The organism is Ensifer sp. GW101-20A05 (assembly GCF_059424735.1).
Genome location: NZ_JBWKZT010000001.1, coordinates 674,272 through 700,949, shown reverse-complemented (window position 1 = coordinate 700,949; position 26,678 = coordinate 674,272). Strand labels below are relative to the sequence as shown.

Annotated in this window: 25 protein-coding genes; 12 read left to right on the top strand and 13 right to left on the bottom strand. The window is 62.6% G+C overall.

All coding sequences use genetic code 11. The annotated features are described in order from the left end of the window. Positions 1–34: 34 nt before the first annotated feature. Together AC070A_RS03550 and AC070A_RS03545 are read right to left on the bottom strand one after the other, a co-directional pair. The gene (locus tag AC070A_RS03550) at positions 35–301 is read right to left on the bottom strand and encodes a hypothetical protein (protein ID WP_113737080.1); all 267 of its coding nucleotides are present in this window, start codon (positions 299–301) and stop codon (positions 35–37) included. 298 nt (positions 302–599) lie between these two features. After that, positions 600–1,223, bottom strand: coding sequence for a DUF1236 domain-containing protein (locus tag AC070A_RS03545; protein ID WP_093233965.1), 624 nt, complete (start codon positions 1,221–1,223; stop codon positions 600–602). A gap of 142 nt (positions 1,224–1,365) precedes the next feature. On the opposite strand from AC070A_RS03545, the gene AC070A_RS03540 reads away from it, so the two are divergent. Together AC070A_RS03540 and AC070A_RS03535 are read left to right on the top strand one after the other, a co-directional pair. Next, positions 1,366–1,530 carry a hypothetical protein gene (locus AC070A_RS03540; protein WP_176707586.1) on the top strand — a complete coding sequence of 55 codons (165 nt, stop codon included), beginning with the start codon at positions 1,366–1,368 and terminating at the stop codon, positions 1,528–1,530. 169 nt (positions 1,531–1,699) lie between these two features. After that, a complete protein-coding gene (locus AC070A_RS03535; protein WP_057253164.1) occupies positions 1,700–2,341 on the top strand; it encodes an MBL fold metallo-hydrolase in 642 nt (213 codons plus the stop codon). An 87-nt stretch (positions 2,342–2,428) separates the two neighbouring features. On the opposite strand, the gene AC070A_RS03530 is transcribed toward AC070A_RS03535, so the two are convergent. The 3 genes from AC070A_RS03530 to AC070A_RS03520 all read right to left on the bottom strand — a co-directional run bounded on the left by AC070A_RS03530 (position 2,429) and on the right by AC070A_RS03520 (position 4,848). After that, a complete protein-coding gene (locus AC070A_RS03530; RefSeq protein ID WP_057253166.1) occupies positions 2,429–2,890 on the bottom strand; it encodes a BA14K family protein in 462 nt (153 codons plus the stop codon). A gap of 144 nt (positions 2,891–3,034) precedes the next feature. Beyond that, a complete protein-coding gene (locus tag AC070A_RS03525) occupies positions 3,035–3,250 on the bottom strand; it encodes a cold-shock protein (RefSeq protein WP_057253168.1) in 216 nt (71 codons plus the stop codon). A 701-nt stretch (positions 3,251–3,951) separates the two neighbouring features. Then, positions 3,952–4,848 carry a DMT family transporter gene (locus AC070A_RS03520; RefSeq protein WP_058321113.1) on the bottom strand — a complete coding sequence of 299 codons (897 nt, stop codon included), beginning with the start codon at positions 4,846–4,848 and terminating at the stop codon, positions 3,952–3,954. A gap of 88 nt (positions 4,849–4,936) precedes the next feature. Between AC070A_RS03520 and AC070A_RS03515 the strand changes: the two genes are divergently transcribed. Continuing rightward, on the top strand, positions 4,937–5,368 hold the full coding sequence (locus AC070A_RS03515; RefSeq protein WP_058321112.1) for a hypothetical protein: 432 nt from the start codon (positions 4,937–4,939) through the stop codon (positions 5,366–5,368). 23 nt (positions 5,369–5,391) lie between these two features. Here AC070A_RS03515 and AC070A_RS03510 read toward each other — a convergent pair whose 3' ends face one another. The 4 genes from AC070A_RS03510 to AC070A_RS03495 form a co-directional block, all read right to left on the bottom strand. Then, positions 5,392–6,492: a PQQ-dependent sugar dehydrogenase gene (locus tag AC070A_RS03510; RefSeq protein ID WP_255571346.1), complete on the bottom strand. Its 1,101-nt coding sequence runs from the start codon at positions 6,490–6,492 to the stop codon at positions 5,392–5,394. 169 nt (positions 6,493–6,661) lie between these two features. Next, entirely contained in the window at positions 6,662–7,348 is a 687-nt protein-coding gene (locus AC070A_RS03505) for a class GN sortase (protein ID WP_093233960.1), read from the bottom strand. After that, positions 7,320–9,674, bottom strand: a complete 2,355-nt coding sequence (locus tag AC070A_RS03500; RefSeq protein WP_113737082.1) for a marine proteobacterial sortase target protein — start codon at positions 9,672–9,674, stop codon at positions 7,320–7,322. Before AC070A_RS03500 ends, AC070A_RS03505 begins: the two co-directional genes overlap by 29 nt. Continuing rightward, positions 9,644–9,955, bottom strand: coding sequence for a hypothetical protein (locus AC070A_RS03495; RefSeq protein WP_143032948.1), 312 nt, complete (start codon positions 9,953–9,955; stop codon positions 9,644–9,646). Before AC070A_RS03495 ends, AC070A_RS03500 begins: the two co-directional genes overlap by 31 nt. A gap of 180 nt (positions 9,956–10,135) precedes the next feature. Between AC070A_RS03495 and AC070A_RS03490 the strand changes: the two genes are divergently transcribed. After that, positions 10,136–11,338 carry a pyridoxal phosphate-dependent aminotransferase gene (locus tag AC070A_RS03490; protein ID WP_113737083.1) on the top strand — a complete coding sequence of 401 codons (1,203 nt, stop codon included), beginning with the start codon at positions 10,136–10,138 and terminating at the stop codon, positions 11,336–11,338. Between the two features lie 125 nt (positions 11,339–11,463). Here the strand turns inward: AC070A_RS03490 and AC070A_RS03485 are convergent, their stop codons facing one another. Further along, on the bottom strand, positions 11,464–11,769 hold the full coding sequence (locus AC070A_RS03485; protein ID WP_113737084.1) for a helix-turn-helix domain-containing protein: 306 nt from the start codon (positions 11,767–11,769) through the stop codon (positions 11,464–11,466). A 225-nt stretch (positions 11,770–11,994) separates the two neighbouring features. Here AC070A_RS03485 and AC070A_RS03480 point away from each other — a divergent pair, with 225 nt between their 5' ends. After that, positions 11,995–12,885 (top strand): LysR substrate-binding domain-containing protein, encoded by an 891-nt coding sequence (locus AC070A_RS03480; RefSeq protein ID WP_058326561.1) that lies wholly within the window; start codon positions 11,995–11,997, stop codon positions 12,883–12,885. Positions 12,886–13,006: 121 nt separating this feature from the next. Here AC070A_RS03480 and carA read toward each other — a convergent pair whose 3' ends face one another. Continuing rightward, on the bottom strand, positions 13,007–14,212 hold the full coding sequence (gene carA, locus AC070A_RS03475) for a glutamine-hydrolyzing carbamoyl-phosphate synthase small subunit (protein WP_113511293.1): 1,206 nt from the start codon (positions 14,210–14,212) through the stop codon (positions 13,007–13,009). Between the two features lie 325 nt (positions 14,213–14,537). On the opposite strand from carA, the gene AC070A_RS03470 reads away from it, so the two are divergent. Together AC070A_RS03470 and dnaG are read left to right on the top strand one after the other, a co-directional pair. Continuing rightward, complete coding sequence (locus AC070A_RS03470) at positions 14,538–14,987, top strand: GatB/YqeY domain-containing protein (protein ID WP_057254340.1); 450 nt, start codon at positions 14,538–14,540, stop codon at positions 14,985–14,987. 570 nt (positions 14,988–15,557) lie between these two features. Continuing rightward, positions 15,558–17,582, top strand: a complete 2,025-nt coding sequence (gene dnaG / locus AC070A_RS03465; protein WP_218373518.1) for a DNA primase — start codon at positions 15,558–15,560, stop codon at positions 17,580–17,582. Between the two features lie 55 nt (positions 17,583–17,637). On the opposite strand, the gene AC070A_RS03460 is transcribed toward dnaG, so the two are convergent. After that, complete coding sequence (locus AC070A_RS03460; protein ID WP_113133461.1) at positions 17,638–18,477, bottom strand: glycosyl transferase; 840 nt, start codon at positions 18,475–18,477, stop codon at positions 17,638–17,640. A gap of 201 nt (positions 18,478–18,678) precedes the next feature. Here AC070A_RS03460 and recQ point away from each other — a divergent pair, with 201 nt between their 5' ends. The 3 genes from recQ to tdh all read left to right on the top strand — a co-directional run bounded on the left by recQ (position 18,679) and on the right by tdh (position 22,994). Further along, on the top strand, positions 18,679–20,556 hold the full coding sequence (gene recQ, locus AC070A_RS03455; protein WP_492384710.1) for a DNA helicase RecQ: 1,878 nt from the start codon (positions 18,679–18,681) through the stop codon (positions 20,554–20,556). Between the two features lie 204 nt (positions 20,557–20,760). After that, positions 20,761–21,948 carry a glycine C-acetyltransferase gene (locus AC070A_RS03450; RefSeq protein WP_492384709.1) on the top strand — a complete coding sequence of 396 codons (1,188 nt, stop codon included), beginning with the start codon at positions 20,761–20,763 and terminating at the stop codon, positions 21,946–21,948. An 11-nt stretch (positions 21,949–21,959) separates the two neighbouring features. Beyond that, the gene (tdh, locus tag AC070A_RS03445) at positions 21,960–22,994 is read left to right on the top strand and encodes an L-threonine 3-dehydrogenase (protein WP_113737588.1); all 1,035 of its coding nucleotides are present in this window, start codon (positions 21,960–21,962) and stop codon (positions 22,992–22,994) included. Positions 22,995–23,008: 14 nt separating this feature from the next. Here the strand turns inward: tdh and AC070A_RS03440 are convergent, their stop codons facing one another. Next, positions 23,009–23,467: a hypothetical protein gene (locus tag AC070A_RS03440; protein ID WP_113737601.1), complete on the bottom strand. Its 459-nt coding sequence runs from the start codon at positions 23,465–23,467 to the stop codon at positions 23,009–23,011. Positions 23,468–23,685: 218 nt separating this feature from the next. On the opposite strand from AC070A_RS03440, the gene AC070A_RS03435 reads away from it, so the two are divergent. Both AC070A_RS03435 and rpoD read left to right on the top strand, forming a co-directional pair. Next, positions 23,686–24,030, top strand: coding sequence for a GFA family protein (locus AC070A_RS03435; protein WP_113737589.1), 345 nt, complete (start codon positions 23,686–23,688; stop codon positions 24,028–24,030). Between the two features lie 460 nt (positions 24,031–24,490). Continuing rightward, positions 24,491–26,548 (top strand): RNA polymerase sigma factor RpoD, encoded by a 2,058-nt coding sequence (rpoD, locus tag AC070A_RS03430; protein WP_057253188.1) that lies wholly within the window; start codon positions 24,491–24,493, stop codon positions 26,546–26,548. Positions 26,549–26,678: the final 130 nt, after the last annotated feature.

The following is a 26,678-nucleotide window of genomic DNA, read 5'->3' as shown; positions in this document are numbered from 1 at the left end:
CCGCCTTTTGTCTTACTACGGAGATAATCGCAGTTCAGGCCGTCTTGCCGGGGAATTGCCCGACTATACCACTGAGCACGCCGCCGCCGACGAGGCCGCCGATGGCCTGCATGGCAAGGCCTGTCGCGGCTGCTTCGCCGCCGAGCATCTGAATGAGGAAACCTCCGCCCAGGCCGCCGATCGCGCCGACGATGGTCCGTGCGACGACACCGAATGCCTGCTGCTTCAACACTGCGCTGGCCGCGTTGCCGCCGGCCGCCCCCGCGATCAATTGGGTAATGATAGGCATTAATGCTTCCATTGATCCCTCCGTGTCGTGGCTCGTCGTGGACGGGCCACTAAAGCCGATGATCCGGCACCGATAGGTTGAAGCCGAATCTGGATTATTGTCAATTTGAATGAAATGACCGCCCCGGTGGCCGGATCCTAGCCCATTGAAATGGTTTGATTTCAGCTGGAAGCGGCGTTTCGTGGCGCCAGACAGAGAAGCTTGCGCCGGCGTCGAGAAGGATCGGTTTCAGTCTTCGCACAATGAAGCGGATGATTCGTGCATGCGCCGTAGGCTCCGGCGACCGCTCGGTCGCCGGAGAAACAAATGCCTATCGATAGACGTAGACGATGCGTCGCGTCGCCGGCTCGACCAGCACGGGCTGGCCGTTGATGCTGACATAGTCGTAGTTATAGTCAGGCACGCGGCGGACCGCGACGGTCTGCGGCAGCGCGGCGCCGACCACGACTTCGCCGTCGAGATAGACGGTCTCGCCAGGGTTCGCCGTGACGTAGGTGCGTACGGTGTCCGGTGGCACGATCGGATCGATCTCTTCGACCGGGCCGATCAACTCATCGCCGCTGCTGACGATCACCGGATCGTTCGGCTGCGCCTCATAGGTGACGGCGGGAATGGCGAGGTCGGCGCGACGTTCCTGAACCACGACGGCCGAACCGCCAAAGTCAGTCGTCAGATATTGCGCATAGACCCAGCCGCGCACGCCATTGATGTCGATGCGGCACCATTTGCTGCCTTCGATGCAGCCGTCGATGACCGCGGTGCTACCGCGGGCCGCAAGCCCGACTGTCGGATACTGAGGGCCCGGACCCGTGCGGATGTTGAGGTCCGTGACTGTCGTTGCTGTCATGGCGGCAAAGGCGGCCGGTATGCCGAGCGTCAGCACAAAACCCGCGGCCGCAGTGGCTCGCAGCAGGGGGCGGGTAAGTTTCAACATTATCTTTCTCCTTTAGTGGTGAGGGCGAAACGCCTCCGCGCGCGCGGATGTTCCCCCGGGAACGTCACGAAATGTGACGCCGTGACATTCTTCCTCTGCGGCCCAAGGCCCGAAGAAACAAGCAGCGGGAGAGGCGACGAAGATGCAGGACATTCAGCCGGATCAGAACAATTTCACTGCCCGCAGCCTCAAGCCGGTGGTCAGGATCGTCGTCGCCGCGGAACTGGCAATTTCGGCGCTGCTGATGACCACAGTGCAATGGCCCGCACCGCAACCGGCCACCAGCCAGGTCGCCGTTCTGCGCTGATTGGCGCTGTCACCGGCGCCAATTGCCGCTATAGGAGAGTTACGACAGCGTCGCGCGTCCTGCCGGGCGCGCTAAGATCGCTGTAGAACTTTGAAGTGCTGCATGGGTTGTCCCTCAATCGGCGACGATGCAAGGAAACATGCAGCAGATCCCATAGAGGCAGGCGCACATGTTACAGGCGGGCATCATTCCGGTTACCCATTTCGAGCAGAATTGTACGGTGCTGTTCGACAGCGAGACCAAGGAAGGCGTGATCGTCGATCCCGGTGGCGATGTCGACCTCATCCTGCAGACGGTCCGCGAGAACGGCATCACGCTGAAGGCGATCTGGATCACCCATGGCCATATCGACCACGCCGGCGGCGCCAAGGAATTGAAGGATGCGCTCGGGCTTGAAATCATCGGCCCGCACAAGGACGATCTGCCGCTGCTCGAAAGGCTCGAGAGCCAGGCCGAGCGTTTTGGGCTGGCGATGAAGGTCCAGAACGTCATTCCGGATCGTTGGCTCGAAGAGGGCGATACCGTTTCGTTCGGCGACCATGTTTTCGAGGTCCTGCATTGCCCCGGCCACGCACCCGGCCATGTCGTCTATTTCAACCGGGCACAGAACTTCGCCCATGTCGGCGACGTCCTCTTCCACGGTTCGATCGGGCGCACCGACCTGCCGGGCGGCAATCACCAGCAATTGCTCGATTCCATCCGCGACAAGATTCTGCCGCTCGGTGACACTGTCGGCTTCATCTGCGGCCACGGTCCAGGCGGGCAGATCGGCGAGGAGCGCCGCACCAATCCCTATCTGCGCGGGCTCTGAAGAAGGACGGCTTGCCGTTGTAATCACGAAAAAAGCCCATGCCTTGATCGAGGCATGGGCTTTTTGATTCCGTATGCTCTGCGCCGATCAGCCGGCGGTGCAGAAGTAGCTGCGGCCGTCGTAACCGCGGAAGGTGCCGTTGTCCGGGTTGAACGAACGGTAGCGCTGCGAGCAGTAACGGTACCAGGACGGCGTCCAGGGCTCGAGCGAGCGGTAACCGCCGCCATAGCTGCCGCCGCCGTAGTTATCGACGACAACGGGACGGGCCTGATAGACGGGGCGAGGGCGATAGACCGGGCGCGGCTCGTAGTAATCGTATTCCGGTTCCGGATCGATATAGACGCGCTCGCCGTAGCCGCTGTTGTAACGCGGCTGCGAGGCGATCGCGCCGCCGATCAGCGCGCCAGCGGCGAGGCCCGCTGCGCCTGCCACCCATGCATCGTCATTGTTGTGGTGATGGCGATGGTCTGCCAGCGCGGCGCCGGAGGTCGGGACGATCATGGCGATTGCGGCGACCGAAAGAACGGCGGCTTTGATGAACGTGTTCATGGGCTTCAAATCCTATCGCATGGACCGGATCAATCCGGATTTCATGAGAGGACGTTAATGCCGCCACTGTGAACCGAGCCTGAACAAAAAAAACCCGGCAAGCCTGCCGGGCTTCAACTTTGAATCTGTCAGCGGATGTCGGCGTTAGCCGGCGATCTGCAGGTTGACCGCCTTCGGGCCTTTGCCGCGGCGATCCGGTTCGGTGTCGAAGCTCACCTTCTGGTTTTCCGTCAGACCGTTCAGGCCGGAGGCCTGGACTGCGGAAATGTGTACGAAGATATCTGCACCACCGTTGTCAGGCTTGATGAAACCAAAGCCCTTGTCGGTGTTGAAGAATTTTACAGTGCCAGTTTCGGCCATGCGTCAGGTCCTTTTCTCTCCACCCGTTTGACGGACGGGCAGCATTGCAGTTTTGCCCGAATGGGCGTTGGCAGGCAGTTCTCGACGTTTGAGGAAAGGGTCCTGTTACCGCAGCCAGCCATTGGAGAAGTTGCATTTTCATGCGTCTTCCCGGTCTGGCCGCCCGGAGTTTTGCGTCTCCGGCCCGCTTTTATTTCAAGATCTTCCCGTGTTCGCAGATTGCCCGAACAGAGTAAGAGTGATGGGTTTATTTTGAATTGGCAAGCAAAACTTTTCGAGCGTGGTATTGCGTCTTGTCATTGCTCAAAAATCGGTCATTTCCGCAGCTGTTGCCCCTTCTTCAAGATATATCGCAAGCTGTTGAAATCACAGCTTTTTGAAAATGAACGCCGCAAAATTGAGTGGGTTTTTGCTGTTTTTCGATGCAGCCGCAAGGAGGCCAGTCGAATGCCGGCGCCGTCCGGTATTCGCAACTCTCTGATATGTTTGATGCTTCTCGCGTCGTACGTTTCTTACGTACGATTCTTGCAGAAAACCTACAGGTATTGAATTGGACCGGTCGATTGCGCCCGCTTCGCGCCTGGCGGCGAAGCAACGATTTGATGGCCCGGTACAATAGCAAGTAAAGCGCCAGTCCGGCGTTTGGACCGGTCGCTGATATAGTTCATGGCGCAGTGTCGGTTGCGCTCGCAGAGGCCAGTTCAGGCCGCAGCTTCCGCGCGCCGATTTTTGGTCAGTTCGGGAATGATCTCGACGGCAAGCATTGCCGCGAAGATGATCGCGCAGCCGGCATAGCCGATCGGGGTGATGATCTCGCCGAGCAACAGGACACCGAAGAGGGCAGCAAAGAGCGCCTCGCTCGACAGGAAGATGGCGGCCTGCGGCGCCGTGGTATAGCGCTGGCCCACCACCTGCAGGATGAAGGCGAGGCCGCTCGAGAAGATGCCGGCATAGAGGATTTCGAAGAGAGCGCCTTCGACAGCCGCAAAGCTCAGCGGCTCCATCTTCACTGCGAAAAGCAAGCCGAGCACTGCGCAGACGGCGAACTGCGTCATCGACAGCAACATCGGCCGGCCGCTGCTGGGCGCGAAAAGGCCAACGAGCAGCATTTGCACCGCCCAGAACAGGGCGCACAGGATCGTCAGGTAGTCACCGCCGGTCAGCGCCGACAAGGTGCCGCCGCTCAAAAGGAAGATGCCGAAGAGAGCCATCAGCGCACCGGGCCAGATGACCCAATGCGGCTTGCGGCGCAGGAAGATGACCGTCAGCACGGGCACGAAGACGACATAGAGCCCGGTGAGGAAGCCGGAATTGGTGACGCTGGTGTCGAGCAGGCCGAACTGCTGGGTCGCTGCGCCGGCAAAGAGTGCCAGGCCGATGAAGATGAAATTACGCACGGTCGTCAGCTTGAGCGGTTCGGCCGCCCGCTTCGTTTCCATGATGGCCAAGGGCATGGCAACCAGCGTCGCGATCGCAAATCTGAGCGTGATGAACCACAGCGGGCTGATCGCATCCATGGCCGTCGACTGTGCAACGAAGCCGGCGCCCCAGATCGCGCCTGAAATCAACAGCAGCAGATTGGCCTGAATGCGGGGCATGTCGGTTCTCCTCGGACAGGCGCCGTCTAGCAGTTGCGTTCTGGGCGGGCAAGGCTCATCGTCAGCGTCTCGGCGCTCGGAGATGGTGATGAATGACAGCGGATATTCCGGCACGCCGCTTGCCCGCAAGCTGGGTTTGAAGGACGGGCAGGCGGCGCTGCTTCTCGGCGTTCCGCCCAGCCTCAGCGAAATCACGGACTTTTCCGGCTTCTCGACTTGCGAAATCGTGCTCGGTCCGGCCGGCGGGCGCAGCTACGACTATGTCCATGTGTTCGAGACGCAGAGGTCCGTATTGGACGGGCTCGCGCCGGAGGTTGCCGCCCGGCTCAGGCCTGACGGCATGCTCTGGATTTCCTGGCCGAAGAAGGCGTCGAAGGTGGCGACGACGCTGAGCGAGGACGTGCTGCGCGATATCTTCCTGCCGCTTGGCCTCGTCGACGTGAAGGTTTGCGCCGTCGATGCCGTCTGGTCGGGACTGAAGTTCATGTTCCGCAAGGAGTTCCGCGGCCAGCTGTCGTGAGGCGGCAGCGACGGGCTCAATTGCTATTGCGTCGCGCCCTTGGAGACGCGGAGAACGGCGCCGTTTTCCTCGTCGGTCACCATCAGCAATGCGCCATCTGGCGCGACGACGACGTCGCGGATGCGGCCGAACTCGCCATCGAACAGCCGTTCTTCGGCGCCGATGGCACCGTTGTCGTCACGCTCCAACCGCGCGAGAAGCTGGTACTTCAACGCGGCGACCAGCAGGTCTCCGTCCCACTCGGGAAACATCTTGCCGCGATAGATGGCGAGCGCGCCGGGGGCGATCGACGGATCCCAATAGAAGAGGGGCTGATCGAGGCCGTCCTTTGCCGTGCCTTCGCCGATCTCGGCGCCGGAATAGTCCTTGCCGTAGGTGATGACCGGCCAACCGTAGTTGTGGCCGGCCTGCGGATTGTTGACCTCGTCGCCGCCGCGCGCGCCGTGCTCGACCGTCAAAAGCGTGCCGTCCTTCGGGTCGAAGGCGATCCCTTGCGGATTGCGGTGACCCTTCGACCAGATCTCCGCCAGGCCGCCGGTGCCGCCGCGATAGGGGTTCGATCCGGGAGCGCTGCCATCGGCGTTGATGTGCAGGATGGCGCCGGCATGATCGCGCGGGTCCTGGGCCCGATCGCGTTCACCGCGGTCGCCGATGCCGAAGAACAGGCTGCCGTCGGGCGCGATCGCAATGCGCGAACCGAAATGCTGTCCCTTGCCGGTGAACTTGCTCATCCGGAAGAGTTCCTTGACCTCGGCAAGACCGCTCTCGTTTTCGGCAAGTTTCGCGCGCACGACGGCGGTGCCGTAGCCGCCTTTGCCATTGGCGGCCAATGTCAGATAGAGCGTCCTGTTCTTTGCGAAACCAGGGTCAAGTGCGATGTCGAGCAGGCCGCCCTGGCCACGTTCAGCGACCTTGGGCACCCCCTTCAGCGGCTTCGACACCTTGCCGTCGCGCACGATCCTCAGCCGGCCGGGACGTTCACTGACGATCAGCCCTCCATCGGGTAGCGCTTCGACGGACCAGGGGTGTTCGAGGCCGGCCGCCAGGGTTTCGACGCGCAGGGTGCCGTGCTGGCTCGGGAATTCGCGCGTCTCTTCGGCGTGAGCGCCCAAGGGGGCGGCCATCGTGGCCAAAGCGACGAGCACCGCGAGCGATCGGGTGTGCCGCCGCGTGCCTACCTGTTTCGACACTGCTGCATCCGCTCGCGGCATTGCGCTTCTCCGGCCGATTCGTTCAACTGGCAAGCTGGAGCGGGAGACGGAGCGGTTCAAGTCACATCCGATCAAAAGCGGTTTATTTCGAGATCGATCCTGTCGTCAGCGGCACTGGCCGTTGTTCGCCGATGAGTTCGGCATTGACGATATAGCGCATCGGCCCCTGTTCGATCGCATCGAAGGGCCAGCAGGTGGCAAGCGCCAGATGGTGGCCGGTGGCCGATGCGTTGATGCCGCTTTCGTCCCAGCGGGCGACGCGGCTTTCGCCGGCCCGGAACAGGAAGCGGCGACCGTCCTTGCGCGTCAGCACCAGGAGGTCGCCGGGATTGACGTCCTTCAGCCAACGGAAATGCGTGTCGCGGTGCGCGGCGATGACGGAGGTGCCTTCGTCGCCGGGCAAGGGCGTCGTCGTCAGCCAGGCGGGGCCGAAGGCGAGCGCTTCGCCGCTCGCGCCTTCGAGCACGACCGCAGAGCGATTGATCCGGGGCGCCGAGATTTCTGCCGCCGTCTGGAAGTCAGCCCAGGGCCAGGGCCTGCCATCCGGGTTGCCGTGCAATTGCGCCTCGAAAGTGCGTTTCAGAAGCACCTGCGAGACCTCGGCCTTGGCCTTCATGTAGAAACCCTTGCCAATCAGCAGGAGACCGGCAAGGGCAATGAGCGCGATGATCGCGAGCACGATCGTCTCGACCGCCGAGAGGCGGGCGAGAAAGCCCGGGCCTGGCTCGGGCCTTTCGTTGTCAGCGGCCACGGCGGCGCACTCCCGCAAGCACGACGGCGGCGATCGGCGCGCGCCAGAAGACGAAGGTCGTGCCTGCGAGCAGGGCGAAGGCGAGGAGCATCAGGCCGACCAGGATCTGCTTGTCCGCTTCCGTTGCCGTCTGCGGCAGGGTCACTTGGTTGTTGGCCTCGGCGATCATGCCTGCCGCCCGTGCGGTTGGTGCCGCCAGCATGCGGTCCGCCGTCACCATGGCAAGCTTGGTCCGGCTCTCGACCGCAGCGTCGCGTTCGTCGACCTTCCCGGGGGCGCTCTCAGCGGGCGTTTCACCAAAGACCTTGCCGAAGTCCCAGCCGGCCGGAAGGTTGAGCGGCAGCTTCGTTTCGGCCTGTGGCTCGCCGGCCGGACGCGACGGCGTCGCGTCGACGGCGACGAGGCTGGTGACGCGGGAGACGAGGTGATGGGCGAGCGCCACGGTCTCGATCCGCTTGTCGAGCGTGGCGGGATCGGCAATTGCAGCGGCACTTGCCTCGAGATCATCGATCTTGCGCCGCGCCCAGAGCTTGGCGATACCCTGGCCGGTGGAGGCCTTGGCGATGTCCATCTCGACCCGCCAGGGCTGGTCGCCGGCTTTGCCGAGGATCTGCAGCTTGCCTTTGGGTGCGGTGCCATCGAGTTCGGCGGTCAGCACCACCGGCTCGCCGCGATAGAGATCGGGCATGGGGTTTGGGGTGATGTCGCTTGCCGATGCGGCCTCGAAGCTCGCGGAGATATCGGTCATCGCGGGGCTTTCGAGCTTGGTGAAGAGCTCGCCCATGCGTGTCGCCACCTGGCTCTCGGAGCCGATCAGCGTGAAGGTGCCGCGGCCGTATTCGGCAGCCTTGGTCATGAAATGGCTGTTGGGGGCGGAGCCGATGCCGACGGTGAAGACGCGGGCGTCGCCGCGGTTTTTCTGGATCTCGTCGAAGAGCTGCGCCTCATTGCCGATCGCGCCATCGGTCAGGAAGACCACCTGGCGAAGCGCGCCGGCCTGAACTGGACCCTGCGTGCGCAATGCAGCTTCCAGCGCGGGCAGCATTTCCGTGCCGCCATCGGCCGTCAGGCCGCGGACATAGGCGATCGCATCCTCGCGCTTGTCCGGCGTTGCCTCGACGAGATCAGGAAAATGCACCGACATGGTGTCGTCGAAGCGGATGACGTTGAAGCGGTCTTCGGGCTTCAGCCTGGAGATCGCCAGCGCCAGGCTCTCCTTCGCCTGTTCCATCGAGGGGCCGGCCATGGAACCGGAATTGTCGATGACAAAGACGATCTCGCGTCTGACCGGCTTGGCATCGGTCTCGCTTGCGGCAGCCGGTGGCGTGACGAAGGAGAGCAGGTAGGTCTTGTTCCCGACTGTCTCCCGGAAGAGGCCGGCATAGGGGCTCTTCCCCTCGATCGCGTTCCAGGTGAGCTCGAAGTCGCGGTCGGCCGGCACGCTGTCGCCCTTCAGCGTCACGCGGCGGCTGAGATCGTCGAGGTTGGCGATATCGACGTCATGGTAGCCGGATTTCACCTCGCCGAGCGGGAAGCCTGCCTTCAGGTTCACCGTCAGCGTGACGGGGTTGACCTTAGCGTTTTGCTTGGGGTCGAGAATCGGCGCTTCGACTTTTTCACGGTCGGGAACCGGATCGTTGACGGCATAGCCGGTGCGGCTGTCGAGGTCGACGGTCTGAACGATCGGCTGCGGATTATAGCGGGGCGCGACCACCATCGGGAAACGGAGAGAATAAAGGCCGTTCGATTGGCGGACCGCGCTCTGATACTCGATCTGTATGACGACCGTTTCGCCGGGGCCGATATTGGCGACCTGGTTGGTGAAGATGTTCGGGCGCTGTTGCTCGAGCAGTGCCGCCTTCTTGCCCTCGGCCTTCGCCTGCTCGTAGATCTCCTTGGCTTCCTGGCGCGGCTTTATCTGGCCCTCGATGAAGCGGTCGCCGATCTGCATCTTCAGCGTATCGACCGCCGAATCCTCGGGCAGGGGGAAGACATAGGTGCCTTCGACCCAGCCCTTGCTGGGGTTCTCGAAACGCTGGGTCACGCGGGTGCGCATGATCGGGCCGTTGACGTCGATCGTTACGTCCGTCGCCAGCCGCGGCGCCTCGACGAAATAGCCGGGTTCCTTCGACGGGAAGAGCAGGGCGCCCGCGCCGATATCGTTGGGGCGAACATAACCTGCCATCTGCTGAGGCTTGGCGGCCACCGTTTCGGCGGCAGCCTGGGTCATCAGGCCGATGATCATCAGGATGCAGGCGGCGAGCGCTGCGATCGCCAGATACATGCCCCAGCGCGCTTCGTTCTGCCCGGTTTTCAATGAGGCGATTTCGTCGTCGAGAAACATTGCATAACCCCCGTAATGCGAATGTGTTCGGATGATCGAAGAAAAGGCCCGGAAACCGGCTGTTGCAGGACGGAATTGCGGCGGACCGCGACAGTTGTGATGGCCAAATTATGGCATTTCAAAAAATGCCGAACGCCGCTGATTTTTTTGAATAAATCGCGATCAAGAACCGTTTCCGACTGATACGTTTCGTGGCCGTTCAAACGACCGCCATAATTCCTTTTTTCGGCGCTGGACTTGTGGGCGAGGATCGCCTCGGGATCGCGACTGGCGATCGACAACGCTGATCGCACTCATGAAACTTTGTCATGGTGACGCTTTTTGCCCGCGTTTCCGGCGTTTTTGCCGTTCCGGCGCTTGCAAGACCGGGCGTCTTTCGACATAGACCTAACCGCTATGGAGCCTGGCTTTTTACGTTCCGTAGCGATCACCTCGTCTCGAAACGATCAGGACCTTCACCCATGGCCTTCCTTGCCGATGCCCTCTCCCGTGTAAAGCCTTCCGCCACTATCGCCGTTTCGCAGAAAGCCCGTGAGCTGAAAGCGAAAGGTCGTGATGTGATCGGCCTCGGCGCCGGGGAGCCGGACTTCGATACGCCCGACAATATCAAGAAGGCGGCGATCGACGCCATCAACCGCGGCGAGACGAAGTACACGCCGGTCTCCGGCATTCCGGAACTGCGCGAAGCGATCGCCAAGAAGTTCAAGCGCGAGAACAACCTTGATTACACCGCCGCCCAGACGATCGTCGGCACCGGCGGAAAGCAGATTCTTTTCAACGCGTTCATGGCGACCCTGAACGCGGGCGATGAAGTCGTCATCCCGGCGCCCTACTGGGTCTCCTATCCGGAAATGGTGGCGCTGTGCGGCGGCACGCCGGTATTCGTCTCGGCCACGCAGGAAAACAACTTCAAGCTTACCGCCGAAGACCTGGACAAGGCGATCACGCCGAAGACCAAGTGGTTCGTCTTCAACTCGCCGTCCAACCCGTCGGGCGCTGCCTATAGCCATGCCGAACTGAAGGCGCTGACGGACGTGCTGATGAAGCATCCGCATGTCTGGGTGCTGACCGACGACATGTACGAGCACCTGACCTATGGCGACTTCAAGTTCGCGACCCCGGTCGAAGTCGAGCCCGGCCTTTATGACCGCACGCTGACGATGAACGGCGTCTCCAAGGCCTATGCCATGACCGGCTGGCGCATCGGCTACGCTGCCGGTCCGCTGCAACTCATCAAGGCCATGGACATGATCCAGGGTCAGCAGACCTCGGGCGCCACCTCGATCGCGCAGTGGGCTGCCGTCGAGGCGCTGAACGGCACGCAGGACTTCATCCCCGAGAACAAGAAGATCTTCGAAGGCCGCCGCGATCTGGTGGTGTCGATGCTGAACCAGGCCAAGGGCATTGCGTGCCCGACGCCGGAAGGCGCCTTCTACGTCTATCCGTCCTGCGCCGGCCTGATCGGCAAGACCGCGCCATCGGGCAAGGTCATCGAGACGGACGAAGACTTCGTGTCCGAGCTGCTCGAAACCGAAGGCGTTGCCGTCGTGCACGGTTCGGCCTTCGGTCTCGGCCCGAACTTCCGCATTTCTTACGCAACCTCGGAGGCTCAGCTTGAAGAGGCTTGCCGCCGCATCCAGCGTTTCTGCGCCGCCTGCAAGTAAGCGCTGGCAATCGCATCACAAAAAGCCCGCCGGCAACGGCGGGCTTTTTTGTTCGCAGATCGATTCAAGCAGGGGCCAATCTTATTCAGGCAGATCGGCCAAGGCGTTGAAATATTGTCAGAAATTCACGCGCCGGGAACCTCGTCGTCGCCGACGACGCCACCCTCGCTTTCCAGGATCGAGAGGCGCCGAGCCTCGGAGCGCGTGAACTTCAGCTGCACGCCGATGCCGCGTTCGCCTTCCGGCAGAAACACCGCGCCGGCATTTTCGAGCGCGTGCTTCAGCGACAGGATCACCTCGTCGCCGGGCGTCTCGAGCTTGCGTTCGAACCTGAGGATCGTGTCTTCGTCGACACCTGAAAAGGTTGCCAGCATCTCGCGCGAGATTTCGATCAGCGCCCGGGCGGCGCGGCACTGTGGACCTGTAATCATCGTCACCTCCAGTTGCAGGGGAGGATGCGCGAAGCCCGGCGAAGGGTCAACCGCAAGTCACGTCCGTGACCTCATCCGTGCCGGCAGCGGGTCAGGATTGCGAAGGGGGCTCGGCCTCTCCCTGGATGTTCGGTTTCAATGCGGGGAGATGAATTTGTGGACGGTCTTTTGAAAATTGGCCAAATACGGACATGTCATCCATAGGCGTGGACATCGGGAGCCGCGATGCGCAATCTCAACGACTTCATCATCTTCGCCCATGTGGTCGACCATAGGGGGTTTGCGCCGGCCGCGCGCGTGCTCAACGTGCCGAAATCGACGCTCAGCAAGCGCGTGGCGGAGCTTGAGAAGACGCTTGGCGTCCGGCTCATCAATCGGACGTCCCGCCGCTTCATGGTGACCGAGATCGGCGAGGACTTCTATCGCCATGCGGCCGCGATGCTGATCGAGGCGGAAGCCGCGGAGGCGGTGGTCATGGGCAGGCTCGCAGAGCCGAGCGGAACCGTGCGCATCACCGCTTCGGTGCCGACGGCGCAGATGACGCTTTCGGGGCTGCTGCCTCAACTGGCGCTAGCCTATCCGAAGATGCGGGTGGTGCTGCATGCGACCGACCGCTTCGTCGATCTGATCCAGGAAGGCTTCGATATCGCCGTGCGCGATCATTTCGCGCCCTTGCCCGATTCCGGTCTCGTCCAGCGGCGGGTCGCCTCCGAAGTGATCTGGCTGGTGGCAGCACCCGGCTACCTCGCGCGGCGCGGCACGCCTGCCGAGCCGGATGAACTCAAGGACCACGATGGCCTGCTCACGTCGCTCGCAAGCGATGGCTGGACGCTTCGCCGGGAGGACGACGTTCCGGTCTCTGTGCGCCCCGAGCCGCGCTTTGTCGCGGACGAGTCCCGCGTTCTCCTCGAGGCGGCGCTTTCCGGGCTCGGCATCACCGCGCTGCCGCGCAAGCTCTGCCATGCCGAGATCGACAATGGCAGCCTCGTGCGGGTGCTGCCCGACTGGCAGGCGGGGTTGGTCACGACGACGCTTTTGATGCCGCATCGCCGCGGCCAGCTCCCGTCGGTCCGGGCGGTTGTCGACTTCATCGCCGAGCGTCTCGCCATCGGCTGACAGACAAAAACGACGAGCTGTACTCCCACTTGGGCGGGCAAGTCGGCGCTAGCGGCCGATGCCCTGTCGCCAAAGAAAAGGCCCGCGCGAGGCGGGCCTTTTGTCCGAATGTTTGTTGCGCTTAGCGCTCGGCCAATGCCGGCTCGCCCTTCTTCTCGCGCACCAGGTTCATGAAGCGGCGGAAGAGGTAGTGGCTGTCCTGCGGGCCGGGCGAGGCTTCCGGGTGGTGCTGGACCGAGAACACCGGCTTGCCGGCGACGCGCAGGCCGCAGTTCGTGCCGTCGAAGAGCGAAATGTGAGTCTCTTCAACGCCTTCCGGCAGCGACTTCGAATCGACCGCGAAGCCGTGGTTCATCGAGACGATCTCGACCTTGCCTGTCGTGTGATCCTTGACCGGGTGGTTGGCGCCGTGGTGGCCCTGGTGCATCTTCTCGGTCTTGCCGCCGAGGGCAAGCGCCAGCATCTGGTGGCCGAGGCAGATGCCGAAGACCGGGATATCGCTCTTCAGCAGGTTCTGGATGACCGGCACGGCATATTCGCCGGTTGCCGCCGGGTCGCCCGGGCCGTTGGACAGGAAGATGCCATCCGGCTTCTGCGCCAGAACTTCGTCGGCGCTGGTCGAAGCCGGCATGATGGTGACGCGGGCGTTGAGGCCGGCGAAGAGGCGCAGAATGTTGCGCTTCACGCCATAGTCGAGCGCGACGATATGGTAGGCGGCATCGGTTTCGCCGAGCGTCGAATAGCCCTCGTCCCAGACCCAGGGCTTCTCGTCCCAGCGCGAGGACTGGCCCGAGGTCGCGACCTTGGCGAGGTCGAGGCCTTCAAGCCCGCTCCAGGCCTTGGCTTCGGCCTTCAGCGTGTCGATGTCGAAGACGCCCTGGGGGTCATGGGCGATGACGGCGTTCGGCATGCCGTTCTCACGGATCCAGGCGGTGAGCGCGCGGGTGTCGATGCCGCAGAGGCCGATGATGCCGCGGGCCTTCAGCCAGGCGTCGAGGTGCTTGACGGCGCGGTAGTTCGACGGCTCGGTGATGTCGGCCTTGAAGATGACGCCGACCGCGCCGTGGCGTGCTGCCGGCGTCAGGTCTTCGATGTCTTCGTCATTGGCGCCGATATTGCCGATGTGCGGGAAGGTGAAGGTGACGATCTGGCCGAGATAGGAGGGGTCCGTCAGGATTTCCTGATAGCCCGTCAGCGCCGTGTTGAAGCAGACTTCCGCCTGCACCTTGCCGGTCGCGCCGATGCCCTTGCCTTCGATCACGGTGCCGTCGGCCAGAACGAGCAGTGCGGTTGGTTTTTCAGTGGTCCATGCGGGTGTCGCGGTCATCGTTCCTATCCCGTTGCGGCGTGAAGCGGGGCTTGAAAGCCCGGCGGTCGATCGCCATTTCATGTGCTCAGGCATGGACGCGCGGAATCCCCGCGGAAAGTGCTCTCATGCCGATGTCGTGCAGGTGCGGGAAAATAGCCAAAGCGCTGATCCGGGTCAACCGGCCGCTGCGAATTGTCAGGAAATAAAATTCCTTTTAATTCAAGCGGTTGCGTATTCCGTTTGATTGCGCCTGTCACACTGGTTTAAGACGACGACAACAATGATGGTTTCGAGCCGGTTCCGGGCAGAGCACCGCGGGCCGGTTTCGACATGGAGTATGGACATGCGCGACCAGTTCGCTGACGCACTGAAGGAAGCCCTGAAAGCCAAGGACACACGGCGTACCTCGACCGTGCGGCTGATCCAGGCGGCGATCAAGGACCGGGACATCGCCAATCGCGGCCTGGGCAAGGACCCGGTCAGCGACGACGACATCCTGCAGATCCTCGCCAAGATGATCAAGCAGCGCGAAGAGTCGGCCCGCATCTATGACGAGGGCGGCCGGCCGGAGCTTGCCGAGCAGGAGCGCCAGGAAATCGTGATCATCAACCAGTTCCTTCCGGCCCAGCTTCCGGAAGAGACGGTGCGTGAACTCTGCGCCTCGGTGATCCAGGAAACCGGCGCGCAAGGCTTGCGCGACATGGGCAAGTGCATGAACGTGCTCAAGGAGCGCTATCCGGGCCAGATGGACTTCGCCAAGGCGTCCGGTCTCGTGAAGGAACTGCTCAAGTAAGAGCTCGTTCAAGTAACTGCGCACGCCCGGCCATAGGTGACGGGCGTCGCCTCCTCGGCGTTCGCAAGGATTTCGTTTTCGAACGCGCGATCGATCCGCGGTGTTGCGGCTGGCGATATCGTTGGCGACGACATAGTTGATGAAACGACCGCTATAGAGGCCGCTCGACAGATCTTGGGGATCGCGGTCGTGATGGAGGGCAGGGCCGGATTGGGCCATCAGCCAGCGTTGCTGCGAGGCAAAGATCGAAGCGAGGCGCGGGTTGTCCCCATACATGGAGACCATGCCGCGGGCGTAATCCAGCACGGTGCTGAAGAAGACGGGACTGGACGCGAGCGCTTCGACGGCGATGGCCATGATGGGTGTTCCAGTTCGGGACGCCGAATTGATGCCATTCACCTTCGGCGAGTCAAGCTCTACTTTTGGTCCTTGGAAGATCTCAATTGCGTCTTTTGGTTGTGGAAGCGGGCGTGAATCCCGTTTCCGTCCTGTGAATAGCGGGCAAGCCGGATCACTGTTGTGGCGTCCAGCGGCCTTGCCGCCTATATGGAAGATCGACCAGAGGTTTTCATGCGCTTTTCACCATCCTTTCTCGACGAGATACGCGATCGCGTGCCGATTTCGGACGTGATCGCCAAACGCGTCACCTGGGATCGGCGCAAGACCAATGTCTCGCGCGGCGACTATTGGGCCTGCTGCCCCTTCCATGGGGAGAAGTCGCCGAGCTTCCACTGCGAGGATCGCAAGGGCCGGTACCATTGTTTCGGCTGCGGCGTCTCCGGCGACCATTTTCGCTTCCTGACCGATCTCGAAGGCTTGAGCTTCCCGGAGGCCGTGCAGCAGATCGCCGACATGGCGGGCGTTGCCATGCCGCAGCCCGACCCGCAGGCCGAGCGGCGCGAGAAAGAGCGCACCAGCCTTCTCGACGTCATGGAGCTGGCGACCGCGTTTTTTGAGGATCAGCTCCAGACCGCGGGCGGCGCCAAGGCCCGCGCCTATCTGCGCGAACGCGGCCTGACAGGCCGCACGATCGAGACCTTCCGCCTAGGCTTTGCGCCCGACAGCCGCAACGCGCTCAAGGAATTTCTCGCTGGCAAGGGTATCGGCAAGGAGCAGATCGAAGCCTGCGGTCTCGTCGTGCACGGGCCCGATGTGCCGGTTTCCTACGACCGTTTCCGCGACCGCATCATGTTCCCGATCCTGTCGTCACGCGAAAAGGTCATCGCCTTCGGCGGTCGCGCGATGTCTCCGGATGCGCCGGCGAAATATCTGAACTCCAACGAGACCGAGCTCTTCCACAAGGGCAACGTGCTCTACAATTTCGCCCGCGCCCGCCGGGCCTCGCAAGGGGCCGCCCGCCTGGGTGACGCCGGGCCGGACGATGCCGCCGGAACGATCATCGCCGTCGAAGGCTACATGGACGTGATCGCGCTGCACCAGGCGGGCGTCGAGAACGCGGTTGCGCCGCTCGGCACGGCATTGACCGAAAACCAGCTCGACCTTCTCTGGAAGATGACGTCGCAGCCGGTGCTCTGCTTCGACGGCGATGGCGCCGGCATCCGTGCCGCCAATCGTGGCGTCGACCTGGCGTTGCCGCACCTGAAGCCTGGCCGCTCGGTGCGTTTCGCGATGCTGCCTGACGGCAAGGATCCGGACGATCTGGTGCGCCACGAGGGTCGCGCGCCCTTCGACAAGGTGCTCGCCAATGCGCGATCCCTTGCCGACATGGTCTGGCAGCGCGAGATCCAGGGTGGATCGTTCGACACGCCTGAGAAACGCGCCGAGCTCGAAGCGCGGCTGAAGCAGGTCACTTCCGTCATCGCCGACGAAAGCGTGCGCCGCCACTACGGCCAGGACATGCGCGACCGGCTGAACGCCTTCCTGCAATCGTCGGGATCGGGGCGGGGGGGCGAGCGTCGCCCATTCGAGCGTGGCGGCGGCCGCGTAGGGGGCAAACGGTCGATGCAGCCCGCGGACGCGTTGAAGGGCGCTATTGTCGAGGCGGGGACTGCTGCCAGTTCGAAGCTTAATCAGTTGTTGAAAGCTGACCGCTCAACGAGGCCGCCAGAGTTACGCGAAAGCGTGCTGGCGTTCACCATCGTCAACCACCCGCAGCTGCTGTTCGACGAGTATGACGAAATCTCGACGATCGAGTTCGACCATCGCGACCTGCAGCGCTGCTGGGCGGCGGTGCTGAATGCTGCTGCCGCGCAGGGGCCGCGCCTGACGCGCGAAGGCCTGATCGAGCAACTGGATGGGGAAGGCTTCGGCGCACTGCTCGCCGCGATCGACCAGCAGATCCGCTATGCGCGGCTCTGGACCGCGACGACGGCTGCAGCCCCCGAGGATGCGCGCGAAGGTTATCTGCAGGCTCTGGCTTTGCACCAGCGGTCCAAGGCGCTGCACTGGCAGCGGCGTGAACTCGAGCGCGAGCTTGCGCATGCGACGGAGGAAGGCGACCTCGAAGCGGTGCCGCATCTGCTGCGCACGCTTCAGGAAGTGCAGCTCGAAGTGACTCGTCTTGAGAACCAGGAGGCGATCATCGAGGGTTTCGGGGTGCTTTCCGGTCGCGTGAAGGGGCCGGCGGCGCGTTAATCTAAAAACTTACGCTGCCACGCTGAAATCCTGCCCGATCTTAACAGAACGCCGACTATTCGCGCCAATGTTCGGCCACCCATGGAGCAGGGCGGATATAGTGGCGCAGGTAGCGGAACGGGTTCTTCTCACGGCGGTCGCCGTTGAACAGGCGTCGAATATGTCCAAGCGGCGTGTCGACGCGTCCGCGATAGCCATATTGCCCGTCGATCGCATGTTGCGGCAGCAGGCTGCGCGGGAAAAGCACCACACGCGCATCGGCCGGCAGGCGCGGTGTGAAGAAATAGTTGAGCGGGAAGGTCCAATGGCAGTCCTGCCGGTAATGTAGGACCCAGCGCCTTGGGAAGAGCTTCACGCCACCGGGCGCATTGCGCGTGACGAAACGCTGCTCGAAACGGTATTCATCCGCGATCGCCTGAGGATTGGCGCCAAATTTTTGCTGCAGGGGCACGAGCTTGCCCACCGGGAAGCGGAACAGCGAGGTCTGGCCGAGGCGCTCGAAGGGCGTTGTCTGATTTCTGGCGAGGATCACGTCGTCGGGTTCGCCGACCTCGAAGAAGGAATCGAGCGACCCGACGATGACGATGTCGAGGTCGAGAAAGAGGACCGGGCCCTGGAGATTAGCGAGCTTCGGTCCCCAGAGCCGCGACTTCTGCCAGATGCCCGGCGTGTTCGTGGGCATGTCCGCGATGTTGAGCGGCGGCAGGTCCTCGCAGAGAATTTCCGGACGCAGTCCTTCGAAATTGTCGGTGAAGCAGGTGAAGGTGAAGGGCGGGGTGATGTTGCGCGCCACCATGGCATAAAGCCGGTTGATGAACGGAGCGCCGTACTTCGTACCCCAGTTGATGCAGATGATCTGCTTGACGCCGCCGCTCGCCGCTAAAATGTTCGCCATGATGACTTCCTGATTTTTGGGAGCCACTAAAGTACTGCTGCGTTGGCAAGGTCAAGCTGGCAAAAGCTCAATCCCCGACCTTGAAAAGCCTGCTGATCACGCGGGATTATCTCTGCGTTCTCTTCATTTGCCCTGACGGCTATGGCATTGCGGTCGCATCTTGCGATGATTGCAGGCAGTGATTCCCGTGAAGGAGACGTGATGGAGTTTGTCGAAAGGGCGAAGCGCGGCGCAAGCGCTGCCAGCCATCTCTTCGACGACGCCGGCCCGGCGCCGCTCGATGTGCTGAAGCGCGTCTATGGCTATTCCGCCTTTCGCGGCAGACAACAGGAAGTGGTCGAGCACGTGACCGGTGGCGGCGATGCCGTCGTTCTCTTTCCGACCGGCGCCGGGAAATCGCTCTGCTTCCAGATCCCGGCGCTCTGCCGTCCCGGGCTTGGCGTGGTCGTGTCGCCTCTGATTGCGCTGATGCGCGACCAGGTGGAGGCGTTGAAGCAGCTCGGCGTCAATGCCGCGGCCCTCAACTCGTCGCTGACCCGCGAGGAAGCGATCGCCGTGCGGCGACAGATCTATGACGGCACGCTCGACCTTCTCTATGTGACGCCGGAGCGGATCGTCACGGATGGTTTCGCCGATCTCCTCGGCGATGCCCGCATCGCGCTCTTCGCCATCGACGAGGCGCATTGCGTTTCGCAATGGGGCCATGATTTTCGCCCGGAGTACCGCGCGCTCGGGTTGCTGGCGGAGCGTTATCCAGGCGTGCCGCGCATCGCGCTGACAGCCACTGCCGATCCGCATACACGCGACGATATCGTCGAGCGGCTGGCGCTGACCAATGCCAAGGTCTTCACGACCAGCTTCGATAGGCCGAACATCGCCTATGAAATCGTCGAGCGCGACCAGCCGCGCCAGCAATTGCTGCGCTTCCTTTCGCGCTTCAAGGGTTCGTCCGGTATCGTCTATTGCCTGTCGCGTGCGAAGGTCGAGGATACGGCCGAATGGCTGAACGCGCAGGGGATCCGGGCGCTGCCCTATCACGCGGGCATGGACCGGACGCTCAGAGACAAGCATCAGGACGCGTTTCTTAAGGAAGAGAGCCTCTGCCTTGTCGCGACCGTCGCCTTCGGCATGGGCATCGACAAGCCCGACGTGCGCTACGTCGCCCATCTCGATCTGCCGGGATCGGTGGAGGCCTATTACCAGGAAACCGGGCGTGCCGGCCGTGACGGCCAACCGTCGGAGGTCTGGATGGCCTATGGCATGGCCGACGTGCTGCAGCGCCGCCGGATGATCGACGAGGGCGGGGCGGCGGACGACATCAAGCGCATCGAGCGCGGCAAGCTCAACGCGCTCTTGGCGATCTGCGAGACCGCCGGCTGCCGCCGCCAGGCGATCCTCGCGCATTTCGGCGAAGTCCATCCCGGGCGCTGCGGCCATTGCGACACCTGCCTGAAACCGGTCGAAACCTGGGATGGCACGGAAGCGGCGATCAAGGCGCTTGCCGCCGTTTATCGCACCGGCGAGCGCTTCGGCACCGGCCATGTGGTCGATGTGCTGATGGGGACGGTCAACGAAAAGACCGAGCGTTTCGGCCATGTCGAGATGCCCGTCTTCGGCGCCGGCAAGGATCTTCCTGCCCGTACCTGGCAATCGGTGTTTCGGCAGTTGCTGGCGGCGGGGCTGATCAGCGTCGATCATGCTGCCTTCGGGGCGATGAAGCTGGAGCCGGACGCGCGCGCCGTCTTCAAGCGCGAACGCCAGGTGTTCTTCCGCAAGGATCGTCCGACGTCGGGCAAGGCCGCGCGCGGCGCAAAGTCGGGCTCGCAGCGCGAGCGCGCCGATCTCGCCGGCTCGGACCTCGAACTGTTCGAGCTCTTGCGCGCAGAGCGTTTCTCGATCGCCAAGGACCTGAACGTCCCGCCCTATGTCGTCTTCCCCGACGCGACCCTGATCGCGCTCGCCAAGGAGCGCCCGCGGGACTTCGACAAACTGCTCGACATCCCCGGCATCGGAGAAAGCAAACGCGAGCGCTACGGCGAAGCGTTCCTGGCGGTGATTGATGGATATGTGGAAGGGTGAGTTCGCGCACGGCGGGTGCTGACGCGGCGAAGGAATATGTCCGTGAGCGCGCCTGCGGCGACACAATATATCCCTCACGCCATCTCGCCGTGAAATGCCCTGTCGTTTTTGCGCCGGCCTCCTCGGCGCGCTGGAATTTGCTGCAAGTCGAAAGCCGTCATGATACTCGTCAGGAACGCGATGTTTTCTGTGAGCGAGAGCGCCATGACTTCAGCCTTTCTGTCCCATCTTCGTTCTGAACTCGAGGGCCTGAAGACGGCCGGGCTGTACAAGTCGGAGCGTGTCATCACCTCGAAGCAGGCGGGCGCGATCGAGGTCGCCTCGGGCGACCGCGTGCTCAACTTCTGCGCCAACAACTATCTCGGCCTTGCCGACAACGAAGAACTGGCCGAGGCCGGCAAGCAGGCGCTCGACCGCTACGGCTACGGCATGGCCTCGGTGCGCTTCATCTGCGGCACGCAGGAGGAGCACAAGGCCCTCGAGGCGCGCATCTCGTCGTTCCTCGGCCTGGAAGACACCATCCTCTATTCCTCCTGCTTCGATGCCAATGGCGGCCTGTTCGAAACGCTGCTTGGCGAAGAGGACGCGATCATCTCCGACGCGCTCAACCACGCCTCGATCATCGACGGCGTGCGCCTCTCCAAGGCCAAGCGCTTCCGCTACGCCAACAACGACATGGCGGCGCTGGAGGAGGAACTGAAGAAGGCCGAGGGCAGCCGCTTCAAGCTGATCGCCACCGACGGCGTGTTCTCGATGGACGGCATCATCGCCAACCTGCAAGGCGTCTGCGACCTCGCCGACAAATACGGCGCCATGGTGATGGTCGACGACAGCCATGCGGTCGGCTTCGTCGGCAAGAATGGCCGCGGTTCGGCCGAACATTGCGGCGTCGAGGGCCGCATCGACATCATCACCGGCACGCTCGGCAAGGCGCTCGGCGGCGCCTCCGGCGGTTACACCTCGGCCAAGGCCGAGGTCGTCGAGTGGCTGCGCCAGCGCTCGCGGCCCTATCTGTTTTCCAACACGCTGGCGCCGGTCATTGCCGCCGCCTCGCTCACGGTCTTCGACCTGATCGAGAACGGCGATGCGCTGCGCGAACGGCTCTATGCCAACGCCGCACTTTTCCGCACCGAGATGTCGAAGCTCGGCTTCACGCTTGCCGGCGAGGGCCACCCGATCATCCCGGTGATGCTCGGCGATGCGGCGCTCGCGCAGGAGATGGCGGCGCGCATGCTGCAGAAGGGCGTCTATGTCATCGGCTTCTCGTTCCCGGTGGTGCCGAAGGGCCAGGCGCGCATCCGCACGCAGATGTCGGCAGCCCACAGCGAGAACGACGTACGCCGGGCGATCGCCGCCTTCGAAACGGTCGGCCGCGAGCTTGGCGTGATCTGAGGGAGAGACTGATGACGAACATGATGAAGGCGCTGGTGAAATCGAAGCCGGAAGAAGGCCTCTGGATGGAGCGCGTGCCGGTGCCGGAGATCGGCCCGAACGACGTGCTGATCAAGGTGAAGAAATCGGCGATCTGCGGCACCGACGTGCACATCTGGAACTGGGACCAGTGGGCCCAAAAGACCATCCCGGTGCCGATGGTCGTCGGCCATGAGTTCATGGGCGAGATCGCCGAGGTCGGCTCGGCCGTCACCAAGTACCATGTCGGCGAACGGGTGTCGGGCGAGGGCCATATCGTCTGCGGCAAGTGCCGCAATTGCCGCGCCGGCCGCGGGCATTTGTGCCGCAACACGCTCGGCGTCGGCGTCAACCGCCCGGGTTCCTTCGGCGAGTTCGTCTGCCTGCCGGAATATAACGTCGTGCCGATCCCGCACGACGTGCCCGACGAGGTCGCGGCGATCTTCGACCCGTTCGGCAATGCCGTGCACACCGCCCTTTCCTTCGATCTCGTCGGCGAGGACGTGCTCGTCACCGGCGCCGGGCCGATCGGCATCATGGGCGCGCTGGTTGCCAAGCGCTCGGGCGCCCGCAAGGTGGTGATCACCGACATCAACCCGACGCGGCTGGCGCTCGCCAAGAGCGTCGGCATCGATTACGTCGTCGACGCCTCGAAGGAGAACCTTGCCGACGTGATGAAGGCGATCGGCATGACCGAGGGCTTTGATGTCGGGCTGGAGATGTCGGGGGCGGCACCGGCCTTCCGCGACATGATCGACAAGATGAACAATGGCGGCAAGATCGCTATCCTCGGCATTGCGCCGGCCGGCTTTGAGATCGACTGGAACAAGGTGATCTTCAAGATGCTCAACCTCAAGGGCATCTATGGCCGCGAGATGTTCGAGACCTGGTACAAGATGATCGCCTTCGTGCAAGGCGGCCTCGATCTTTCTCCCGTCATCACCCACCGCATCAGGATCGACGAATTCCGCGACGGCTTCGAGGCCATGCGCTCCGGCAACTCCGGCAAGGTCGTGATGGACTGGTAAAGCGCTGGGGCGGCTCAGTTGGCGAGGCCGAACTGGATCTCGATCTCGTGGTAGCGGGCGCCTTGGCCCGCCCAGCGATGATAGATTTCGCGGCTCTCGCCGGAGAAATTGTGCCTGCTCATCTTGATCTGCCCGACGAGCGGTGCGTAGCCCTCGGTAAAGAGGCTGCGCATCGGCCCCTGATGCCGGGCGGACGCCACCATGATCGGTTCCAGATCGATCAGCTCAAGGTCGCCGTGATAATCCTCGCCGCCGGTGACCCGGCGGCAGATGCGCCAGTCGAACAGGGTCTTGGCATTTTTCGGCAGGTTCTGCGCGATGAAGATCCAGGGCCCCGCGGGCGCCAGGCGAGAGCGTTCCATCTCCGCCTCGATGACAGGCGCCAGCGCGGCGCTTTCACTTTTGACGTCGGGAATGGTGAGGCGCTGCGCGATCGATAGCACGCGCATGGCGTCGGTTTCCTTGATGAGCATTTGAGCCTCCATGAGATCGGCGGCGAAGGTCGTCCGCGATCGGGTCGGGCGCAAGCGAGAAACCGGAATAATCTTGCGAATTTCCGTCTGAAATGGGCGTTTCGGGGAATGGCTTTGCGCGGATATCACCGCTCGCAAACCCGCTTGCTTGGACGCGCCGTCGCTATATCTTGGCCGGAGACCGAAGGGGTTGTTGGCGGAAAAGGGGAGATCGGTGCATGCGTTATGAGGGAAGCTGCCATTGCGGCAAGATCGCCTTCGAGGTGGAAGGGGACTTCGCCGAGGCGGTCGATTGCAATTGTTCGCTATGCCGCCGCCGCGGCGGGCTGCTCGCCTTCGTGGCCCGAGACAGGCTGACGATGAAGACGCCGGAAACGGACCTCTCGACCTATCTCTTCAACAATCATGTCATCCAGCATCATTTTTGCGATACCTGTGGCATCGCCCCTTTCGGCGAAGGTGATGGGCCGCATGGGAAGATGGCGGCGATCAACCTGCGCTGCCTGCCGGAGTTCGATCTGGAGGCGGTCAGGATCGTCAAATACGACGGTCGTTCGGTTTAGGAGCAGGGAAAAGATGAAGCCCTGGTTGCGATGCGGATATGGCACAACGGGACCTTGCCGATTAAATCGGGGGCACCCTTGTCTTTTGGCGGGCAGCGCCTACATCTTCAGCGGAAGCTGATAAACCCCAAAAAGCGATAGGAACGGTGATTTTTGCCGAATCAGCCGGTTTTTCAGCGGAAATGCTTGACGGGATCGAAAATTCTGGGAATCACCATTTCCGAATAAGAAATGGCGAAATGACACGGCGGTTAGGGAATCATGCCAGAGGCGTTTCAGTGGCAGGACTGTCGAAGCTTGCCCGCTTTGCCACGATCGCATTCGTGGTTAAACAGGAATTAAACATCATCCCGTTACGTCAGGGGAAATGATTCGGTGGCGGGTACGCGGCGTGCCCGAACCTTCGAGCGGCATTTGCACCGGGCTCACGCCGGTTGCGACAAGGAAAGCGACGAACTAAATGGCAACCAAAGTCAAAGAAAACGAAGAAGCTGACGTAGAACGCGAAGGTGCTCCGGACGGTCCGCTTCTCGATCTTTCCGACGACGCTGTCAAGAAGATGATCAAGGCCGCCAAGAAGCGCGGCTACGTGACGATGGACGAGCTCAACTCCGTCCTTCCGTCCGAGGAAGTCACCTCCGAACAGATCGAAGACACGATGGCGATGCTGTCCGACATGGGCATCAACGTGATCGAGGACGAGGAAGCCGAAGAGGCTGCCGGCGGCGGTGACGACGAGGCGAGCGACGACGACGGCGAGAGCGAAGGCGGCGAACTCGCCCCTTCCAGCGGCACGGCGCTTGCGACCAGCAAGAAGAAGGAACCGACCGATCGTACCGACGATCCGGTCCGCATGTACCTGCGCGAGATGGGCTCGGTCGAGCTCCTGTCCCGCGAAGGCGAAATCGCGATTGCCAAGCGCATCGAGGCTGGCCGCGAGACGATGATCGCCGGTCTCTGTGAGAGCCCGCTGACCTTCCAGGCGCTGATCATCTGGCGCGACGAACTGAACGAAGGCCAGACGCTGCTGCGCGAGATCATCGATCTCGAAACCACCTATTCCGGTCCTGAGGCCAAGGCTGCTCCGCAGTTCCAGAGCCCGGAAAAGATCGAGGCTGACCGCAAGGCTGCCGAGGAGAAGGAAAAGACCCGCAAGGTGCGCACGGCCGCCAACGACGACGACATCACCAATGTCGGCGGCGATGTCATGCCGACCGAGGAGGAAGAGGAAGACGACGACGAGTCGAACCTCTCGCTCGCCGCCATGGAAGCGGAACTGCGCCCGCAGGTCATGGAAACCCTCGACATCATCGCCGAGACCTACAAGAAGCTGCGCAAGCTGCAGGACCAGCAGGTGGAAGCCCGTCTTGCCGCCACCGGCACGCTGTCGCCCGCCCAGGAGCGCCGCTACAAGGAGCTCAAGGACGAGCTGATCAAGGCGGTCAAGTCGCTGTCGCTCAACCAGAACCGCGTCGACAGCCTGGTCGAACAGCTCTACGACATTTCCAAGCGGCTGATGCAGAACGAAGGCCGCCTGCTGCGGCTTGCCGAATCCTACGGCGTCAAGCGCGACTCGTTCCTCGAGCAGTATTCGGGCGCCGAACTCGACCCGAACTGGATGAAGTCGATCAGCAATCTGGCCGGCAAGGGCTGGAAGGAATTCGCCAAGAGCGAAAACCAGACGATCCGCGACATCCGCCAGGAGATCCAGAATCTCGCCACCGAAACCGGTATCTCGATCGCCGAGTTCCGCCGCATCGTCTCCATGGTGCAAAAGGGCGAGCGCGAAGCGCGCATCGCCAAGAAGGAGATGGTCGAAGCGAACCTGCGCCTCGTCATCTCCATCGCCAAGAAATACACCAACCGCGGCCTGCAGTTCCTCGATCTGATCCAGGAAGGCAATATCGGCCTGATGAAGGCGGTCGACAAGTTCGAGTACCGCCGCGGTTACAAGTTCTCGACCTACGCCACCTGGTGGATCCGTCAGGCGATCACCCGGTCGATCGCCGACCAGGCCCGCACGATCCGTATTCCGGTGCACATGATCGAGACGATCAACAAGATCGTCCGTACCTCGCGCCAGATGCTGCACGAGATCGGCCGCGAGCCGACGCCGGAAGAACTGGCCGAAAAGCTCGCCATGCCGCTCGAAAAGGTGCGCAAGGTCCTGAAGATCGCCAAGGAGCCGATCTCGCTCGAAACGCCTGTCGGTGACGAAGAAGACTCGCACCTCGGCGACTTCATCGAGGACAAGAACGCGCTGCTGCCGATCGACGCCGCCATCCAGGCGAACCTGCGCGAGACGACCACCCGCGTTCTCGCCTCGCTGACGCCGCGCGAAGAGCGCGTGCTGCGCATGCGCTTCGGCATCGGCATGAACACCGACCACACGCTCGAAGAAGTCGGCCAGCAGTTCTCGGTCACCCGCGAACGTATCCGCCAGATCGAGGCGAAGGCGCTCCGGAAGCTGAAGCATCCGAGCCGCTCCAGGAAGCTGAGAAGCTTCCTGGACAGCTAAGCAATCCGCAAGCTGCGCTCGTTCCTCGACAGCTAAAGTCGGGTACATCGAAAATGAGAAGAGCCGGGCAGATCGCCCGGCTTTTTCGTTTCTGCCTCACCCAAGCGATTTATTGTGAGGCTCTGCGCCC